This is a genomic window from Mesorhizobium sp. M7A.F.Ca.US.010.02.1.1 (genome assembly GCF_004023085.1).
In the GTDB taxonomy this organism is placed as follows: domain Bacteria; phylum Pseudomonadota; class Alphaproteobacteria; order Rhizobiales; family Rhizobiaceae; genus Mesorhizobium.
In genome coordinates this window covers 11,745-30,399 of sequence record NZ_RZRV01000012.1, presented here as the reverse complement: position 1 = coordinate 30,399, position 18,655 = coordinate 11,745, and the positions used below count along the sequence as shown (strand labels likewise).

18 protein-coding genes are annotated in these 18,655 nt (G+C 63.8%); 15 read left to right on the top strand and 3 right to left on the bottom strand.

Annotated features, from left to right (window positions below; translation table 11 throughout):
• Positions 1-68 precede the first annotated feature (68 nt).
• Complete coding sequence (gene fsa / locus EOA19_RS15210; RefSeq protein ID WP_023811751.1) at positions 69-725, bottom strand: fructose-6-phosphate aldolase; 657 nt, start codon at positions 723-725, stop codon at positions 69-71.
• 90 nt (positions 726-815) lie between these two features.
• On the opposite strand from fsa, the gene EOA19_RS15205 reads away from it, so the two are divergent.
• Positions 816-2,999 (top strand): primosomal protein N', encoded by a 2,184-nt coding sequence (locus EOA19_RS15205; RefSeq protein ID WP_128304063.1) that lies wholly within the window; start codon positions 816-818, stop codon positions 2,997-2,999.
• Positions 3,000-3,188: 189 nt separating this feature from the next.
• On the opposite strand, the gene EOA19_RS35885 is transcribed toward EOA19_RS15205, so the two are convergent.
• Positions 3,189-3,299 carry a type II toxin-antitoxin system Phd/YefM family antitoxin gene (locus tag EOA19_RS35885; protein ID WP_245486181.1) on the bottom strand — a complete coding sequence of 37 codons (111 nt, stop codon included), beginning with the start codon at positions 3,297-3,299 and terminating at the stop codon, positions 3,189-3,191.
• A gap of 66 nt (positions 3,300-3,365) precedes the next feature.
• Here EOA19_RS35885 and EOA19_RS15195 point away from each other — a divergent pair, with 66 nt between their 5' ends.
• From EOA19_RS15195 to EOA19_RS15165, 7 genes are all read left to right on the top strand, one after another.
• Positions 3,366-4,061: an aspartate/glutamate racemase family protein gene (locus tag EOA19_RS15195; protein ID WP_023811754.1), complete on the top strand. Its 696-nt coding sequence runs from the start codon at positions 3,366-3,368 to the stop codon at positions 4,059-4,061.
• A gap of 94 nt (positions 4,062-4,155) precedes the next feature.
• Positions 4,156-4,551 carry a DUF4345 family protein gene (locus EOA19_RS15190; RefSeq protein ID WP_128304062.1) on the top strand — a complete coding sequence of 132 codons (396 nt, stop codon included), beginning with the start codon at positions 4,156-4,158 and terminating at the stop codon, positions 4,549-4,551.
• Between the two features lie 246 nt (positions 4,552-4,797).
• The gene (locus tag EOA19_RS15185) at positions 4,798-5,358 is read left to right on the top strand and encodes a F0F1 ATP synthase subunit delta (RefSeq protein WP_128304061.1); all 561 of its coding nucleotides are present in this window, start codon (positions 4,798-4,800) and stop codon (positions 5,356-5,358) included.
• Positions 5,358-6,887: a F0F1 ATP synthase subunit alpha gene (atpA, locus tag EOA19_RS15180; protein WP_023811756.1), complete on the top strand. Its 1,530-nt coding sequence runs from the start codon at positions 5,358-5,360 to the stop codon at positions 6,885-6,887. The genes EOA19_RS15185 and atpA overlap by 1 nt, the downstream gene beginning before the upstream one ends.
• 31 nt (positions 6,888-6,918) lie before the next feature.
• Entirely contained in the window at positions 6,919-7,803 is an 885-nt protein-coding gene (locus tag EOA19_RS15175) for a F0F1 ATP synthase subunit gamma (protein ID WP_023811757.1), read from the top strand.
• A gap of 70 nt (positions 7,804-7,873) precedes the next feature.
• Positions 7,874-9,481 carry a F0F1 ATP synthase subunit beta gene (gene atpD / locus EOA19_RS15170; RefSeq protein WP_023811758.1) on the top strand — a complete coding sequence of 536 codons (1,608 nt, stop codon included), beginning with the start codon at positions 7,874-7,876 and terminating at the stop codon, positions 9,479-9,481.
• 113 nt (positions 9,482-9,594) lie between these two features.
• Positions 9,595-10,002, top strand: a complete 408-nt coding sequence (locus EOA19_RS15165) for a F0F1 ATP synthase subunit epsilon (protein ID WP_127413902.1) — start codon at positions 9,595-9,597, stop codon at positions 10,000-10,002.
• Between the two features lie 217 nt (positions 10,003-10,219).
• Here EOA19_RS15165 and EOA19_RS15160 read toward each other — a convergent pair whose 3' ends face one another.
• The gene (locus EOA19_RS15160; RefSeq protein ID WP_128304060.1) at positions 10,220-11,755 is read right to left on the bottom strand and encodes a mannitol dehydrogenase family protein; all 1,536 of its coding nucleotides are present in this window, start codon (positions 11,753-11,755) and stop codon (positions 10,220-10,222) included.
• 143 nt (positions 11,756-11,898) lie between these two features.
• On the opposite strand from EOA19_RS15160, the gene uxaC reads away from it, so the two are divergent.
• The 7 genes from uxaC to kduD all read left to right on the top strand — a co-directional run bounded on the left by uxaC (position 11,899) and on the right by kduD (position 18,655).
• Positions 11,899-13,311, top strand: coding sequence for a glucuronate isomerase (gene uxaC, locus EOA19_RS15155; protein WP_031213440.1), 1,413 nt, complete (start codon positions 11,899-11,901; stop codon positions 13,309-13,311).
• 36 nt (positions 13,312-13,347) lie between these two features.
• Positions 13,348-14,325 carry a TRAP transporter substrate-binding protein gene (locus EOA19_RS15150; RefSeq protein WP_128304059.1) on the top strand — a complete coding sequence of 326 codons (978 nt, stop codon included), beginning with the start codon at positions 13,348-13,350 and terminating at the stop codon, positions 14,323-14,325.
• A gap of 101 nt (positions 14,326-14,426) precedes the next feature.
• A complete protein-coding gene (locus EOA19_RS15145; RefSeq protein ID WP_031213442.1) occupies positions 14,427-14,957 on the top strand; it encodes a TRAP transporter small permease in 531 nt (176 codons plus the stop codon).
• Between the two features lie 4 nt (positions 14,958-14,961).
• On the top strand, positions 14,962-16,242 hold the full coding sequence (locus tag EOA19_RS15140) for a TRAP transporter large permease (protein ID WP_127269374.1): 1,281 nt from the start codon (positions 14,962-14,964) through the stop codon (positions 16,240-16,242).
• Between the two features lie 7 nt (positions 16,243-16,249).
• Positions 16,250-17,026: a FadR/GntR family transcriptional regulator gene (locus EOA19_RS15135; protein ID WP_128304058.1), complete on the top strand. Its 777-nt coding sequence runs from the start codon at positions 16,250-16,252 to the stop codon at positions 17,024-17,026.
• Positions 17,027-17,048: 22 nt separating this feature from the next.
• Positions 17,049-17,900 (top strand): 5-dehydro-4-deoxy-D-glucuronate isomerase, encoded by an 852-nt coding sequence (gene kduI / locus EOA19_RS15130; RefSeq protein WP_128304057.1) that lies wholly within the window; start codon positions 17,049-17,051, stop codon positions 17,898-17,900.
• Positions 17,897-18,655 carry a 2-dehydro-3-deoxy-D-gluconate 5-dehydrogenase KduD gene (gene kduD, locus EOA19_RS15125; RefSeq protein WP_128304056.1) on the top strand — a complete coding sequence of 253 codons (759 nt, stop codon included), beginning with the start codon at positions 17,897-17,899 and terminating at the stop codon, positions 18,653-18,655. The genes kduI and kduD overlap by 4 nt, the downstream gene beginning before the upstream one ends.

The window sequence follows — 18,655 nt, the reverse complement described above, 5'->3', positions numbered from 1 at the left end:
GCACATGAAAAAGGCCGGTTGCCCGGCCTTTTCATCACAAGCGAATTGGCTTCAGCCGATCGCCATTCTCAGCCGATCTTCTGGCCGGTCTTTGCCCAGTCGGCGAGGAACTGTTCCAGGCCCTTGTCGGTCAGCGGGTGCTTGACCAGTGCCTTCAGCGTCGCCGGCGGCGCGGTCACGACATCGGCGCCGATGAGCGCCGCCTGCTTGACATGGTTCACGGTGCGCACCGAAGCGACCAGGATCTCGGTCTGGAAATCGTAATTGTCGTAGATCTGCCTGATCTCCTGGATCAGCTCCATGCCGTCGATGCCGATGTCGTCGACGCGGCCGACGAAGGGCGAGATGAACGAGGCACCGGCCTTGGCCGCCAGCAGCGCCTGGTTGGCCGAAAAGCACAGCGTGACGTTGACCAGGCGGTTCATCTCGGTGCGGATCGTCTTGCAGGCCTTGAGCCCGTCCAGCGTCAGCGGCACCTTGATGCAGACATTGTCGGCGATCTTGGCCAGAACCTTGGCCTGCTGCATCATCTCGGAATATTCGGTGGCGGTGACTTCAGCCGAGACCGGACCCTTGACGATGTCGCAAATCTCTTTGGTGACCTCGGCGATCTTGCCGCCGGATTTGAGGATCAGCGACGGATTGGTGGTGACGCCGTCGAGCAGCCCCAGATCGTTCAGCTCACGGATATCCTTGACGTCGGCGGTGTCGACAAAAAATTTCATGGCGGGTCTCCTGAAGATTTTCATGTGCATGTCATGCACATTCGGGGTCGGCCTTTGATCTAGACCAAAGTCAGGGCAAGGTCACGCCTCATGATCGAAGATTCGCCCTTTGTCGCAGCCGCACCGGTGCTGGTGCCGATGCCGGCCGAACGCCCCTACACCTATGCCGTGCCGGCCGGCATGCGCGTGGTGCCGGGCTCGATCGTGCGCGTGCCGCTCGGTCCGCGCCAGGTCGCCGGCATCGTCTGGGATGGCGCGGTCGAGAAGGTCGACGCGAAAAAGCTGCGCCCCATCGAACAGGTTTTCGACTGCCCGCCGATCGACCGCGCGATGCGCCGCTTCGTCGACTGGGTGGCGCAATACACGCTGTCGCCGCCGGGCATGGTGGCGCGCATGCTGCTCAGGGCGCCGGAGGCTTTCGACCCTGAACCGTGGATCGAGGGATTGCAGCGCACGCTTCTCGCACCCGACCGGATGACGAGCGCCAGGCAGCGCGTGCTGGAGACGGCCGAAGGCGGCCTTGCCTGGACGCGCTCCGGCCTCGCTCACGCCGCCGGCGTGTCGTCGACGGTGATCGACGGCCTGAGGGCGCAAGGCGTGTTCGAGACCGTGATGATCCCGCCGCGCCCGGTGGTGGCCGCGCCCGATCCCGGCTACGCCATTCCGGAACTGATGCCGGACCAGAGCGCCGCGGCGCAGATGCTGCGCGCCAATGTCGCAGCCGGCGTGTTCAACGTCGCGCTGCTCGACGGCGTCACCGGATCAGGTAAGACCGAGGTCTATTTCGAGGCGGTGGCGGCTGCGCTCGACCAGGGCAGGCAGGTGCTGATCCTGCTGCCGGAAATCGCGCTGACGCATGCCTTTCTCGAGCGCTTCCAGCAGCGCTTCGGCGCCAAGCCGGGTGAATGGCATTCCGACCTGCCGCCGCGGATGCGCGAGCGGGTTTGGCGGCAAGTGGCGGAAGGCGGCGTGCGGGTCGTTGCCGGTGCGCGTTCGGCGCTGTTCCTGCCGTTCAAGGAGCTCGGCCTGATCGTCGTCGACGAGGAGCACGACCCTGCCTACAAGCAGGAGGACCGCGTCTTCTACAATGCGCGCGATATGGCAGTGGTGCGCGGCCATATCGGCAGCTTCCCCGTGGTGCTGGCGTCGGCGACGCCGTCCGTCGAAAGCCGGGTCAATGCCAGCCAAGGTAAATACAACAGAGCGGTGCTTTCCGCTCGCTTCGCCGAGGCGGCGCTTCCGCATCTGAAGGCGGTCGACATGCGGCGCGCGCCGCCGGCGCGTGGCGGTTTCCTGTCGCCGGTGCTGCTCGACCAGATGCGCCAGACGCTGGAGAGGCAGGAGCAGTCGCTGCTGTTCCTCAACCGGCGCGGCTATGCGCCGCTGACGCTGTGCCGGGTTTGTGGCCACCGCTTCGGCTGCCCGGTCTGCTCGGCCTGGCTGGTCGAACACCGTTTTCGCGGCCAGCTGGTCTGCCATCATTGCGGGCACAATGAGCGCCGCCCCGAAGCCTGCCCGGAATGCGGCACGCTCGATCATCTGGTCGCCTGCGGGCCAGGTGTCGAGCGGATCGCCGAAGAGGTCGTTGCGCATTTTCCCGACGCACGCACCATCGTCTTGTCGTCGGACCTGATGGGCGGCGTAAGGCGGCTGCGGCTGGAGCTGGAGGCGATCGCCGATGGCGAGGCCGACATCGTCATCGGCACGCAGCTCGTCGCCAAGGGCCACAACTTCCCCAACATGACCCTGGTCGGCGTCGTCGATGCCGATCTTGGCCTTGCCAATGGCGATCCGCGCGCCGCCGAGCGCACATTTCAGCTGCTCAGCCAGGTCACCGGCCGCGCCGGCCGCACCGGCAAGAAGAGCCTTGGCCTGCTGCAGACTTTTCAGCCCGACCACCCGGTGATGCGGGCGATCGTCTCGGGCGACGCCGAGGCCTTTTACGAGCGCGAGATCGCCGAGCGCGAACGGGCCGCACTGCCGCCCTTCGGCCGGCTCGCAGGCGTCATCGTTAGTGCGGTGACGCGGGCTGAAGCCGAAGGCCATGCACGTGGCCTGCGCCGCGCCGCGCCCGAGGCGACGGATTTGTTCGTGCTCGGCCCGGCGGAGGCGCCGCTGTCACTGCTCGGCGGCCGCCATCGCTTCCGCCTGCTGATCCAGGGCGAGCGGCGCGCCGATATGCAAGGTTTTATCAGGGCCATGCTGGCCAACGGGCCAAAACAGCGCGGTTCGGTCAGGGTGCAGGTCGATATTGATCCGCAGAGCTTTTTGTAGAGGCGATGGCTGCCGGGCGCTTGGTAAGTGGATTCAAATAGGTACGTCGGGCGGCTCAAAACTCGACGTCTCGTGACGGCGATTCGTTTCGCTCAAATTCAATGCCGCCAGGATACCGAAGTAACCAATCAGCCAAATTTCTCCGACTGTCTTGCGAATAGAGCTTTCGCCCTTCATCGACCGGGACGATCATGGCAGCCGGCCTGCCATTTTTTTTATGATGGTTGGCTCGCCGTTTCCCGCAGCCTCCACAATTGCCGAGAGTGTCGCCTTGGCCTGCTGAAGCTGAACGGTTTTCACTGCGACCTCCTTATGCTCTCATGTGTTTATAGTATCGGGGATCGCCCAGGAAAAGGAACAGCCCTTATGAAAACCCTCGGCCTTCTGGGCGGCATGAGCTGGGAATCGACCGCCATCTACTATCGCCTGCTCAACGAGATCGTGCGCGAGCGGCTGGGCGGCTTGCATTCTGCCAAACTCCTGCTGTGGTCCTTCGATTTTGCAGAGATCGCCGAGCGGCAGCATCACGGCGACTGGGACGGCGCCGGCGTGCTTCTCGTCGAAGCAGCGCGCAAACTCGAGGCCGGCGGCGCGGAAGGTCTGCTTTTGTGCACCAACACCATGCACAGGCTGGCCGATGAGGTGCAGGCGTCGGTGTCGATCCCGCTGATCCACATCGCCGACGCCACGGCGGTGGCGGTCAAGCGCGCCGGCATGCAGCGGCCGGCGCTGCTGGCGACGCGCTTCACCATGGAGCAGGACTTCTACAAGGGCCGGCTCGCCGACAGATTTGGATTGAGCCCTGTGGTGCCGGATGCGGCCGGGCGCGACATGGTCCATCGTGTCATCTATGAGGAACTGTGCCAAGGCATCGTCAAGGAGACTTCAAAGGCGGCTTACATAGCCGAGACCGAGCGCCTGCGCCGCGAAGAGGCGGCCGACAGCGTCATCATGGGCTGCACCGAGATCACCATGCTCATCGGCCAGCAGGACTTCGACGTTCCGGTCTTCGACACAACGCGCATCCATGCCGAGGCGGCGGTCGAATTCACGCTGGGCTGACAGGCTTCCGCAAATTGCCGGACTCCATCTGGCGTCCTTTCTTTGCTTCGCTAGAATGCCCGGAATTTCAAAACAGGCATTTCGAGGGGACGAGATGGATTTTGCGCTTCCATGGCCGACGAGCCAGGGCGAATGGCTGGCCTGGTCGAGCGCCGTCTTCACCGTGCTGCTCGGTCTTTTGTTTTTTCTGGCACCTGGTCTCGCCTTCCGTGCCCTGCGCTTGCAGGTCAAGCCAGAGAAGGCTGCCGCGATCGCCGAGGGGCGCGGCAGGATGTCGGGCTTTTATCTCGGTGTCGGCCTGTGCTGTATCCTGCTGGCGCAGCCGCTGGTCTACATGGCGCTCGGCTTTTCCTGGTTGTTCACCGCCTTCGGCCGGCTGCTGTCGATGATGTCTGATGGCGCCAACACGCCTTTCAATTGGGTTTCCATTGTGCTGGAATTGGTCCTGGCGGCGTTGCCGCTCGCCTTTGCCTTCGGCTTTCTGCCTTGAATCGTTGGGTATTCCGCGATGGAAGACGGGTGACTTTCCCCGGATGCGACAATAGTGCCTGAAAACCATGCGGAACGACGCATTGCGGTCTTAAAATGCCTGTGCTAGACGGCAATCGACTTTCGGCCGGGGATAGCGGAAGCCGCGCCTCCGTGCTCGAAAAAATGCAGTAAGGTCAAAGATTTAGCCAGAGTTTTTGCTCGCGCCAACAATCTACGGCCTGTCAGACAAGAGAAAAGACGGTCCGTGGCTCAATCGTCATCGCCAATCTCAGGTGTCGCAGAACGCTATGCGGGTTCGCTGTTCGAACTCGCCCTGCAGGCAAATTCCGTGGCCAAGGTCGAAGCCGACCTCAGCAGTTTCGAAGCCATGCTCGCGGGCAGCGCTGATCTCACCCGGCTGATCAATAGCCCGGTGTTCTCCAGCGAGGACCAGGCGAAGGCCATTGCGGCGATTGCCGACAAGGCGGGGATTGCCGGCCTCACGGGCAATTTCCTGCGCGTCGTCGCCCGCAACCGCCGGCTGTTCGCCATTCCCGGCATGATCAGGGCGTTCCGCCAGATATCAGCCGAACATCGTGGCGAGACCGCTGCTGAAGTGACGTCGGCGCACGAGCTGACGGCTGCCCAGCAGACCGAACTCAAGGCGGCGCTGAAGAGCGTTGCCGGCAAGGACGTGGCCATCTCCGTCACCGTCGATCCGTCGCTGCTCGGCGGGCTGGTGGTCAAGATGGGCTCGCGCCAGATCGATACGTCGCTCAAAACCAAACTCAATTCGCTCAAGCTTGCACTGAAAGAGGTCGGCTGATGGACATCCGCGCCGCGGAAATTTCCGCAATTCTGAAAGACCAGATCAAGAATTTCGGCAAGGAGGCCGAGGTCTCCGAAGTCGGACAGGTGCTGTCCGTCGGTGACGGTATCGCCCGTGTCTACGGCCTCGACAATGTCCAGGCCGGCGAGATGGTCGAATTCCCCGGCGGCATCCGCGGCATGGCGCTCAACCTCGAAGCCGACAATGTCGGCGTCGTCATCTTCGGCGCCGACCGCGACATCAAGGAAGGCGATATCGTCAAGCGCACCGGCGCGATCGTCGACGTCCCCGTCGGCCCCGGCCTGCTCGGCCGCGTTGTCGATGCGCTCGGCAATCCGATCGACGGCAAGGGTCCGATCAAGGCAGTCGAGCGCAAGCGCGTCGACGTCAAGGCGCCCGGCATCATCCCGCGCAAGTCGGTGAACGAGCCGATGTCGACCGGCCTCAAGGCCATCGATGCGTTGATCCCGGTCGGTCGCGGCCAGCGCGAGCTGGTCATCGGCGATCGCCAGACCGGCAAGACCGCCATCATCCTCGACACGATGCTCAACCAGAAGTCGGTGCACGACAACGGCCCCGAGAAGGAAAAGCTCTACTGCGTCTATGTCGCCGTCGGCCAGAAGCGCTCGACCGTCGCGCAGTTCGTCAAGGTGCTGGAAGAGCGCGGCGCGCTCGAATACTCGATCATCGTCGCCGCCACCGCTTCCGATCCGGCACCGATGCAGTTCCTGGCGCCGTTCGCTGGCGCCACCATGGGCGAATATTTCCGCGACAATGGCATGCACGCGCTGATCAGCTATGACGATCTGTCGAAGCAGGCCGTCGCCTATCGCCAGATGTCGCTGCTGCTGCGCCGCCCGCCGGGCCGCGAAGCCTATCCGGGCGACGTCTTCTACCTGCACTCGCGCCTGCTCGAGCGCGCCGCCAAGCTCAACGACGATCTGGGCGGTGGTTCGCTGACCGCGCTGCCGATCATCGAGACGCAGGCCAACGACGTGTCGGCCTACATCCCGACCAACGTGATCTCGATCACCGACGGCCAGATATTCCTCGAAACCAACCTGTTCTTCCAGGGCATCCGTCCTGCGGTGAACGTCGGCCTGTCGGTCAGCCGCGTCGGCTCGGCCGCGCAGATCAAGGCGATGAAGCAGGTTGCCGGCTCGATCAAGGGCGAGCTCGCGCAGTACCGCGAAATGGCGGCCTTCGCGCAGTTCGGCTCCGATCTCGACGCCGCCACGCAGCGCCTGCTCAACCGCGGATCGCGCCTGACCGAACTCCTGAAGCAGCCGCAGTTCTCGCCGCTGAAGACGGAAGAGCAGGTCGCGGTGATCTTCGCCGGCGTCAACGGCTATCTCGACAAGCTGCCGGTCAACCAGGTCGGCAAGTTCGAGCATGGCCTGCTCAGCCACATGCGTTCGGCCGGCAAGGACGTCCTCGATGCCATCCGCAAGGAAAAGGCGCTGTCGGACGATCTGCGCGCCAAGCTGAAGGCCGAGATCGACGCTTTCGCCAAGACCTTCGCCTGAGCGAATTGCAAGACGGGATCAGGTTTGAAGCATGCCTTCATTAAAAGACCTTCGTAACCGTATCGCCTCGGTCAAGGCGACGCAGAAGATCACCAAGGCGATGCAGATGGTCGCCGCGGCGAAGCTGCGCCGTGCGCAAGAGGCTGCGGAAGCGGCGCGCCCCTATTCGGAGCGCATGGGTTCCGTGCTGGCCAACATCACCCAGGCCATCGGCGGCGGCGGCGATGCCCCGGCGCTGATGACCGGCACCGGCAAGGATGACGTGCATCTGCTCGTCGTCTGCACCGCCGAGCGCGGCCTGTGCGGCGGCTTCAATTCGCAGATCGCCCGCCTTGCCCGCGACCATATCCGCAAGCTTTTGGCGGACGGCAAGCAGGTCAAGATCATCTGCGTCGGCAAGAAGGGTTTCGACATCCTGCGCCGCGACTATGCGTCGATGATCATCGACCGCGTCGATCTGCGCGAGGTCAAGACACTCGGCTTCGTCAATGCCGATGCGATCGCCAAGAAGGTCATCCACCTCTTCAATGAGGGCGGCTTCGACATCTGCACGCTGTTCTATTCGCAGTTCAAGTCGGTGATCAGCCAGATCCCGACCGCGCAGCAGATCATTCCGGCCGGCGTTGCTTCGGCTCCTGCCGAGGCGACGGATGGCGGCAACGCCGTCTACGAATATGAACCGGAGCCGGGCGAAATCCTCTCCGACCTCATTCCGCGCAACATCTCCGTGCAGGTTTTCCGGGCGCTGCTCGAAAATGTGGCCGGCGAAATGGGCGCCAAGATGAGCGCCATGGACAATGCGACGCGCAACGCCGGCGACATGATCAACAAGCTGTCGATCACCTATAACCGCCAGCGGCAGGCGCAGATCACCAAGGAACTGATCGAAATCATTTCGGGCGCCGAGGCGCTCTAGGCGCGGTTCGCGGGTCATCGACCCGCGATCGGACCGCGTGAGAAACAAAGGACGAAAAAGGGTAAAGACGATGGCGAAAGCAGCGACCCCCCAGAAGGCGACATCCAAGACGGCAGCCCCCAAGGCCGCAGCCGCGAAAACCGCAGCCCCCGTGAAGGCGGCAAAGGCTCCAGCAGCAGCCGCGAAGGCTGCCCCGGCCAAGGCAGCAGCGCCGGCGAAGGCGGCCGCTGCCAAGACATCGGCAGTGGCCAGCAAGGCAACCGGCGTTGCCGGCAAGGTCCGCCAGGTCATCGGCGCCGTTGTCGACGTGCAGTTCGGCGATCACCTGCCGGCGATCCTGAACGCGCTCGAGACGACCAATGTCGGTAACCGACTGGTGCTCGAAGTCGCCCAGCACCTGGGTGAAAACACCGTGCGCTGCATCGCCATGGACTCGACCGAAGGTCTGGTTCGCGGCCAGGAAGTGCGTGACACCGGCGCGCCGATCACCGTGCCGGTCGGCCCGGGCATGCTCGGCCGCATCATCAACGTCATCGGCGAGCCGGTCGACGAAGAAGGCCCGGTCGACGCGACCGAAATGCGCTCCATCCACCAGCCGGCTCCGACCTATGTCGAGCAGTCGACGGAAGCGCAGATCCTGATCACCGGCATCAAGGTGCTCGACCTGCTGGCTCCCTACGCCAAGGGCGGCAAGATCGGCCTGTTCGGCGGCGCCGGCGTCGGCAAGACCGTGCTGATCCAGGAACTGATCAACAACATCGCCAAGGCGCATGGCGGCTACTCGGTGTTCGCCGGCGTCGGCGAGCGCACCCGCGAAGGCAACGATCTCTATCACGAGTTCATCGAATCCGGCGTCAACAAGAAGGGCGGCGGCGAGGGCTCCAAGGCCGCACTCGTCTATGGCCAGATGAACGAGCCGCCGGGCGCGCGCGCCCGCGTCGGCCTGACCGGCCTGACGGTTGCCGAATATTTCCGCGACCAGGGCCAGGACGTGCTGTTCTTCGTCGACAACATCTTCCGCTTCACGCAAGCGGGTTCGGAAGTGTCGGCTCTGCTCGGCCGCATCCCGTCGGCCGTCGGCTATCAGCCGACGCTCGCCACCGACATGGGCGCGCTGCAGGAACGCATCACCACAACCACCAAGGGCTCGATCACGTCCGTGCAGGCCATCTATGTGCCCGCCGACGACTTGACCGATCCGGCGCCGGCGACCTCGTTCGCCCACCTTGACGCGACGACGACGCTCAACCGCGCCATCGCCGAAAAGGGCATCTATCCGGCCGTCGATCCGCTGGATTCGACCTCGCGCATGCTCGACCCGCTGGTCGTCGGCGACGAGCATTATGGCGTCGCGCGCCAGGTGCAGTCGATCCTCCAGCGCTACAAGTCGCTGCAGGACATCATCGCCATCCTGGGCATGGACGAGCTGTCGGAAGAGGACAAGCAAACCGTGGCCCGCGCCCGCAAGATCGAGCGCTTCCTGTCGCAGCCGTTCTTCGTCGCCGAAGTGTTCACCGGCGCGCCGGGCAAGCTGGTCGACCTCGCCGACACCATCAAGGGCTTCAAGGGCCTCTGCAACGGCGACTACGATCACCTTCCGGAAGCTGCCTTCTACATGGTCGGCGGCATCGAGGAAGCGGTCGAGAAGGCACAGCGCCTCGCGGCTGAAGCGGCTTAATTTAGGGAATAGGGAGTAGTCAGTAGTGAGTGGGGAATAGCAGCTGCGTAATGTGGACCGGTCAGGGCCACTTACTACTGCCTAGTTCCTATTCCCTACTCACTAAATTGATCATGGCTGAAGCTTTCAAGTTCGAACTGGTCTCGCCGGAGCGTCTGCTCGTTTCCGAGCAGGTCGAATCCGTCGTCATTCCCGGCGCCGAAGGCGAGATGACCGTCATGGCGCATCACGCTCCGGTCATGACCACGATCAAGCCCGGCGTCGTCACGGTGAAGACCGCGGCGGGCGGCGAAGAGCGCTATGTGGTGTTCGGCGGCTTCGCCGACATCGTTCCGGCCGGCTGCACGCTGCTGGCGGAATCGGCTGTCGCGGTGAAGGATGTCGACCGCGCCGATCTCGCGCGCCGCATCCAGGAAGCCAGGGAAGACGCCACTGATGCCAAGGACGACGAGGCTCGCAGCAAGGCGGAACAGTTCCTTAGCCAGCTCACCACGCTGGAAGGCGCCATCCTGCCGGCGTAAGGCCTGAGCGCAGACTCTGGAATTCATGCCCTCACATTGGTAGCGCGCAGGACGGGCGTTCGGTCGCGATCCTTCGCGCCCCCCTCTGTCCTGCCGGACATCTCCCCCACGAGGGGGGAGATTGGCAGCTCGGATGTCGGTGCTCTTCCTGTAACGTTAGAGATTTGCGAAAGAGGGGGGCGCTGTCCCGCCGACATCATAACCGCGAGGCCGTAGCTCAGGTCTGCTCGCTCTGTATGCCCAAGGCGGCGAAGGCCAGAACCGGACCATCGCGCCGCAGGTGGACGAGATGGACGGCCACCAGTTCGATCAGCGTCTGCCGCTCGGCATGATCCCCAGCGAAGCCGGCCAGGTCGAACACCGCGGTCACGGTTTCGTTGGCCGGCAGCTGCTCGCTCAAAAGTGCCGTCAGCGCCGCGTCGAGCGGATCGGTGAAATGTCCCGCCGGCAAGGTTTTTCCTCGCGCGGCGCAAGCGGCGATCCAGGCAGCCACCACCAGGGTTAGATGGACCAATTCAGTACCGGCTTCGAGGCATTCGATGGCGGAGGCGACGATGCGCTGCGGCAGTTTCTGGCTGCCGTCATTGGCGATCTGCGCCGTGCGATGGGCAAGTGCAGTGTTGGAAAAACGCTCCGCGAGCTCCGCAGTATAGGCGCTCGTGTCCAATCCGGCATCCTCGGGCAGGGTCGGGATGGCTTCGGCCCACAATGCATCAACGAATTGCCGGATCGCCGGGTCGGCGAAGGCGCGGTCGACGGTGGCATGACCGCTGAGCAGGCCAAGATAGGCGATGGCCGAATGCGAGCCGTTGAGCAGCCTGAGCTTCATGTCCTCGAACGGGCCGACATCGCGAACCATGGTGACGCCGAATTGTTCCCACGCGGGCCGGCCAGTCGGGAACTTATCTTCGACCACCCACTGACAAAACGGCTCGGTCATCACGGGCCAGGCATCCTCGACGCCGAGTTCTTCAGCGATCCGCACCCGATCGGCGTCAGTGGTTGCGGGCACGATGCGATCGACCATGCTGGAGGGAAACGCGACTTGTTGTGCGATGTGGTCGGCAATTCCGACATCGCTCGATTGCGCGAGCCCGGCATCTCGCAACTGGGCGAATTCGACCAACAGCCGGTGCAGCGTGGCGCCGTTGGCCGGCAAATTGTCGCAACACAGGACAGTGAAGGGCGGCGTGCCGGCGGCGCGTCGCCGGGCAAGCGCCTCGGTCAGAAAACCATGCGCTGTCTTCGGCATCCGGGGATTGGCCAGATCATGGGCGATATCGGGATGTGCGGCGTCCAATCCGCCGCCTGCCGCCCTCAGATAGGCCTTTTCAGTGATCGTCAGCGTGACGATGCGGGTGCGCGGATCGGTCAGCGCGACCAGCACCGCCCTGGGATCCTCCGGCGCCACCAGCATCACACCGATCGAACCGATGACCTGAAGCCTTTCGGTTCCACTGCTTCTGATCGCCAGCGTGTAGAGCCCGTCCTGCGGCGTGAGAGCGTCGCGCGTGTCGGTGCTGCGCAGCGAAACGCCTGTTATGCCCCAATCCGCGTCGCCTGCCGCCAGGCAATCCTCGACATAGGCTGCCTGATGGGCGCGGTGGAAGGCGCCGACACCAAGGTGCACGATGCCCGGGACGACGCGGCTGCGATCATACGCAGGTGTCGCGATCGAAGCCGGCAGCGCGCGCGCCGTCTTCGTGGAAAGGCGTTCGGTCGTCGTGGTGCGACTGGGCTGGTCGGATGACATGAGTGGCCTCGGCAGGGATCGGCAAAGCGGCGTAACATTCGATTTCCTGCCACACAATGGGTCGAAAAGTCATCATACAACAATCGGATTTTTGTATGTTGACATTATTTCTTGCCGCCCCTACCGATAGTGGCCTTGGGAGGATGACCGTGACACTGACCCATGCGGATCTGCTGTTTCCCGCCGAGGCGCATTCGCGCGCGATTGCCCGTGATCTCTATGCCGGGATCAAGGACCTGCCCCTTGTCAGCCCGCATGGCCACACCGATCCGCGCTGGTATGCGCTGAACGAGCCATTTCCGGATCCGGCGCAACTGCTCATCGTCCCGGATCACTACATCTTCCGCATGCTGTTCAGCCAGGGCGTCCGCCTCGAGGATCTCGGCGTCGCGACGCTGGACGGCGCGCCTGTCGAAACCGACGGCCGGACGATCTGGCGGCGCTTTGCCGAGCACTATTATCTGTTTCGGGGCACACCGACCCGGCTGTGGTTCGACCACGTACTTGCCGATCTGTTCGGCATCGACGAACCGCTGACCGCCGCGACGGCCGACCGCCACTACGACACGATTGCAACGCTGCTGCAGTGGGAGAATTTTCGCCCGCGCGCGCTGTTCGAGCGTTTCAACATCGAGGTCATCGCGACCACGGAAGGCGCGCTCGACGATCTCAAATGGCACCAGATGATCCGCGACAGCGGCTGGCAGGGCCGTGTGGTCACCGCCTACCGGCCGGATGCCGTCGTCGATCCTGATTTCGAGGGGTTTTCACCCAATCTCGATCGGCTCGGCGAGATCACCGGCTGCGACACCGGCAGCTGGGCCGGATATCTCGACGCGCATCGCCAGCGGCGCGCCTTCTTCAAAAGCTTCGGCGCGACTTCGTCAGATCATGGCCATCCGACGGCCGAGACCGCCAATCTTTCGGATGCGGCGGCGCAAGAGCTGTTCAATCGGGTTCGCCGTGGTTCCGACGATGAGCGCGAGCGAAAACTGTTCCGCGCCCAGATGCTGACCGAGATGGCCAAGATGAGCCTCGACGATGGGCTGGTCCTGCAGATCCATCCCGGCTCCTGGCGCAACCATTCGCCCGCAATCTTCCAAAAATTCGGCCGCGACAAGGGCTTCGATATCCCGACCCGGACCGACTATGTGACGGCGCTGAAGCCGCTGCTCGACTGCGTCGGGCTGGAGCGCGACCTCACCGTCATTCTCTTTACGCTCGACGAAACCAGCTATGCGCGCGAGCTGGCTCCGCTGGCCGGCGTCTACCCGGCGCTGAAGCTCGGGCCGGCCTGGTGGTTCCACGACAGCCCGGAAGGCATGCAGCGGTTCCGCGAGATGACCACCGAGACGGCCGGCTTCTACAACACCGTCGGCTTCAATGACGATACCCGCGCCTTTCCATCGATCCCGGCACGTCACGATGTGGCGCGGCGGGTCGACTGCGCGTTCCTGGCGCGTCTCGTCGCCGAGCACAGGCTGCGCGAGGACGAGGCGCATGAGCTGGCGCGGGAACTGACCTATACGCTGGCGAAAAAGGCGTATCGGCTCTGAAGGGGCAACTCGCCCGCAATGCAAAGGGAGGAAACCATGTTGCATTTTTCAAGACTGACGGGAGCTGCGCTGCTCGCCGCCGCACTGATGGCCGGAATGGCAAGCGCCCAGACGGTTCTGCGCTCGTCCGACACCCACCCGGACGGCTATCCGACGGTCGAGGCAGTCAAATATTTCGGCGAGCTTGTAAAGGAGCGTACGGCCGGCCGCTATGCGGTCGAGCTCTATCATTCCGCGCAGCTAGGCGAAGAAAAGGACACGATCGAGCAGGTTCGCACCGGCGTGATCGACCTCAACCGCATCTCGATGGCGCCGTTCAACGGGCTCATTCCCGAAACCACTGTGCCCTCGCTGCCCTATATCTTCCGCTCGGAAGACCATATGCACAAGGTCATGGACGGGGCGGTCGGCGATCAGATCGCGGCGGCGTTCGAACAGGTCGGGCTGGTGCTGCTCGCCTTCTATGACAGTGGCGCGCGCTCCTTCTACAATTCGAAGAAACCGATCAACTCATTAGCCGATCTGTCCGGCATGAAGTTCCGCGTCATCCAGTCCGACATCTTCGTCGACATGGTGGCGGCACTCGGCGCCAACGCGACTCCGATGCCGTATGGCGAGGTGTATTCGGCGATCGAGACCGGGGTCATTGACGGCGCGGAAAACAATTTTCCGAGCTACGACACCGCAAAGCATGCGGAAGTCGCCAAGTTCTATTCGCTCGACGAGCACACTATGGTGCCGGAAGCCTTCGTCATGGCGAAGTCGAGCTGGGACAAGCTGACGCCGGAGGATCAGGCGATCTTCAAGGCGGCCGCCAAGGAGAGCGTCGCCAGGCAGCGCGAGCTGTGGACCGCCAAGGTCAAGGAATCGCGCGCCAAAGTCGAAGCGGCCGGTTCGCAGATCACGACGCCGGACAAGCAGCCCTTCATCGACGCCATGGGTCCGGTCTACGAGAAGCACGTCAAGGACGACAAGTTGAAGGCCATGGTCGAAGCCATCAAGGCCGTGCAGTGATCAAGCGGCGGCGCGGGCATTCCGCGCCGCCATCCCCCTTGCGGAGAGAACCGGTGACCTCCAGCCCAGCACACAGACCGCCCCTGTCCGGCGTCGCCCGCATGATGTCGCGCGTCAGCACAGCGGCGCTATGGGTCGCAGGCATCGGGCTGGTGCTGATGACCGCCTTCGTCGCCTGGCAGGTGTTCGGTCGTTATGTCCTGAACCGCTCGCCAAGCTGGACCGAGCAGGGCTCGGTGATGCTGATGAGCTGGTTCATTTTCCTCGGCGCTGCCGTCGGGGTGCGCGAGAACTATCACCTCGGCTTCGACGTCCTGCTCTACGTGCTGCCCAAAGGCGGCAAGCGTTGGCTGCGGATGATCTCGGACCTCGTCGCGCTCGCCTTCGGCATCGGTATGATCTGGTATGGCAGCCAACTGGTCGCATTGACCTGGGGCGCTACCTTGCCGTCGCTCGGCATATCGGGGGGCTGGGACTACGTCCCGCTGGTCGCGGGAGGCGTGCTCGTCGCGCTCTTCACGCTGGAGCGCATCGTGCTTCGTCTCTCCGGTGCGCCGATCGACGATGTGCTCGATGAACTGCCGCCGGCGGAAGTCGCAACCGAACTCGACACGGCGAACGTGAAGGTCTGACGGCATGGAACTCTGGATCCTCTTCGGCGTCTTCACCCTTCTGATGCTTATCGGCACGCCGATCGCTTTCTGCCTCGGCGTCGCAAGCTTTGCCACCGTCCTCTACATGGGCCTGCCGCCGCTCATCGTGTTCCAGCGCCTGAATTCCGGCATGAGCGTCTTTTCGCTGCTGGCCATTCCCTTCTTCATCTATGCCGGCGACTTGATGGTGCGCGGCGGCATCGCCAGCAAGATCGTTGCCTTCGCCGGCTCGCTCGTTGGCCATTTGCGCGGCGGCCTCGGGCAGGTCAACATTGCGACCGCTACACTATTCGGCGGCATTTCGGGCTCCGCCGTGGCCGAGGCAGCGGCGGTCGGCGGCTTGATGATCCCGCAGATGAAGGCGCGTGGATATGGAGCGGATTACGCCGTCAACGTCACGTCGATGGCGGCGCTGATCGCGCTGCTCCTGCCGCCGTCGCACAACATGATCATCTACTCGATCTCGGCAGGTGGAAAGATCTCCATCGCCGACCTGTTCACGGCCGGCATCATTCCGGGCCTGCTGTTGGCCTTGTCGCTGATGATCACCGCCTATTTCGTGGCGCGCTCCCGCGGCTATCCGACCGAGCCGTTTCCGGGCTTCACCGCCGTCGCGCATCTCTTCGCTGTCGCGGTGCCCGGCCTGCTGCTGATCGCGATCATCTTCGGTGGCGTACGATCGGGCGTTTTCACGGCGACCGAGAGTTCCTGCGTCGCGGTCATCTATGCGTTGCTCGTTACTGTCTTCGTTTACCGGCAGATGACTTGGGAAGGTTTCGTCCATGCCACCCATGGTGCCGTGCGCACCACGGCCATGGTGCTGCTCATTATCGGCATGGCGGCGGCGTTCTCGTGGTTGATGGCCTTCCTGAAAGTGCCGGCAGCGCTCATAGCCTCCATGAACGCGATCTCGGACGATCCGCTGGTCGTGCTTCTCCTGCTCAACGTCTTGATGCTGTTCCTCGGCACCTTCATGGACATGGGGCCGACGATTATCATCTGCACGCCGATCTTCCTGCCCGTGGCGCAAGCCTACGGCGTCGACCCGGTGCATTTTGGCGTTATCATGATCCTCAACTTCGGCATCGGGCTGAATACGCCGCCGGTGGGCGCTGTGCAGTTCGTGGCGTGCGCAGTGGGCAAGATATCCGTCTGGGAAGCGATGCGCTCGATCTGGCCGTTCTATGGGGCCGGGCTCGTGGTACTGGGGCTCGTCACTTACATTCCGGCCATTTCGCTCTGGCTACCGAGCGTCTTCAAATAGGGGCGACATGGCATCGGACACCGCAACCGACCTCAGGGTCGAGAGAAAACCCAAACTGTCGGAGACCGTGGTCGCGACGATCCGCAAGCAGTTGCAGGCGGGTGAGATCCTGCCCGGCCATAAATTACCGACCGAAGGCCAACTGACCGAAACCTTCGGCGTCAGCCGCACCGTCATCCGCGAGGCGCTGGCCAAGCTTGCCGCCGACGGGCTGGTCGAACCGCGCCAGGGCGCCGGCGTCTTCGTCACAGAGCACATCTCGACAATGTTCGGCGCGCTGGCCGCCGACATGGGCAGCAAGGATTCGATCGCACTCAACGTGCTCGAAGTGCGGCTGGCGATCGAGATCGAATCGGCCGGGCTCGCCGCCATCCGTCGCAACGCCGCGCAGGAGGCGGCGATCCAGGAAGCCTTCTTCGAATTCGAGCGGCTGCTGCTTGCCAGCGAGCCGACCGGTCCGGCCGACCTCGCCTTCCATCGCGCCATCGCCAGCGCCACCAGCAACCCCTTCTATGTCGAGATGCTCGACGTGCTCGGCCGGCGCGCCATCCCGTGCGACGTGACTTCGCCCTGGTCGACCGAACTGGCGCAATCCGACAGCTACCAGCGCGGGCTCCAGCGCGAGCACCTGGTGATCCTCAACGCCATTACCTCTGGCGATGCCGAGGCCGCGCGCGAGGCGATGCGCGCACACCTCACCGCCAGCCAGCAGCGTTACCGCGAGCGGCTGCATGCACGTCAGGCTTTTTATTCCAGTTCGGTCAAGGCCGCCGCCGGCAAATGACCCATCTCAAGTCAGGACGAAAATGAGCCAGAGCCATATCGACTGTACATCACGCTTTGCCATCGACCCGGTCGCCGCCGCGGCGATGGGAACCGATGAGCTGCGTCACAATTTCCACATTGACGGCCTGTTCCAGCGCGGCCGCATCAGCCTGACCTACACCCATTACGACCGCATGATCGTTGGTGGCGCCGTGCCGACTGGCGCACCGCTGCCGCTGGAAGCGATCAAGCCGACCGGCACGAAGAACTTTCTCGACCGTCGCGAGCTGATCGCCGTCAACATCGGCGGCGCGGGCGTCATCACGGCCGGCGGCCAGTCCTTCGAATTGCAGGCGCGCGACATGCTCTATCTCGGCATGGGCACCACCGACGTGTCCTTCGCCTCGGTGGACAAGACCGCGCCGGCTAAATTCTATCTGCTCAGCGCGCCTGCGCATCAGGCCTGGCCCAGCCGGCTGATCCGCATCGGCGACGCCAAGCGCCTCGATCTCGGCAGCAAGGACACCTGCAACGAGCGTTCGATCTTCCAGTTCATCCATGCCGAGGGCGTGAAGACCTGCCAGCTGGTGGTCGGCATGACTCAGTTGGCTCCAGGATCGGTGTGGAACACCATGCCATGCCATGTGCATGACCGGCGCATGGAGGCCTATCTCTATTTCGACCTGGCCGAGACGGCGCGCGTCTTCCATTTCATGGGCGAGCCTGACGAGACGCGCCATATCGTCATGGGCAATGAGGAGGCGGTGCTGTCGCCGGGATGGTCGATCCACTCCGGTGCCGGCACTTCCAATTATGCTTTCATCTGGGCGATGGCCGGCGACAATGTCGACTATACCGATGTCGACCCGGTGGCGTTGGGCGATCTGCGGTGAGCGACCCCTTCAGCCTTGCCGGAAAACGTATCCTGGTCACCGGCGCCAACACCGGCATCGGCCAAGGCATCGCCGTGTGCGTCGCACGCGCCGGGGGCGCGGTGGTCGGCGTCGGCCGCTCGTCGATGGACGATACGGCAGACAAGATTGCCGCGGTGGGCGGGCAATTCGAAGCGGTGAGCGCCGACCTCGCCGACACGTCGGCCGCCGGCCCGTTGCTCGACCGGATCTGGGACGAAAGCGGTCCGCTCGACGGGCTGGTCAACAATGCCGGCATCATCCGCCGCGCCGATGCCGTCGATCTCAGAGAGGCCGATTGGGACGACGTCATGGACGTCAACCTGAAGACGGTTTTCTTGCTCTGCCAAAGCTTTGCAAGGCGTGCCTTGGCCGCTGAGCGGAAAGGCAAGATCGTCAACATCGCCTCGGTGCTGGGCTTTCAGGGCGGCATCCGTGTCGCGTCTTACACGGCCTCGAAGCATGGCGTGCTCGGCATCACCCGGCTGCTCGCCTGCGAATGGGCGCAAAAAGGCATCAACGTCAACGCCATCGCGCCGGGCTATATCGAGACCAACAACACGCAGGCGCTGCGCGCCGATCCCGACCGCAGCGCCGCCATCCTGGCGCGGATCCCGGCCGGTCGCTGGGGGGAAGCGGGCGACATTGGCGATGCCGCCGTGTTCCTGCTGGCGCCGGCGTCGAACTACATGCATGGAGCGGTGGTGCCTGTGGATGGCGGCTGGCTTGCGCGATGA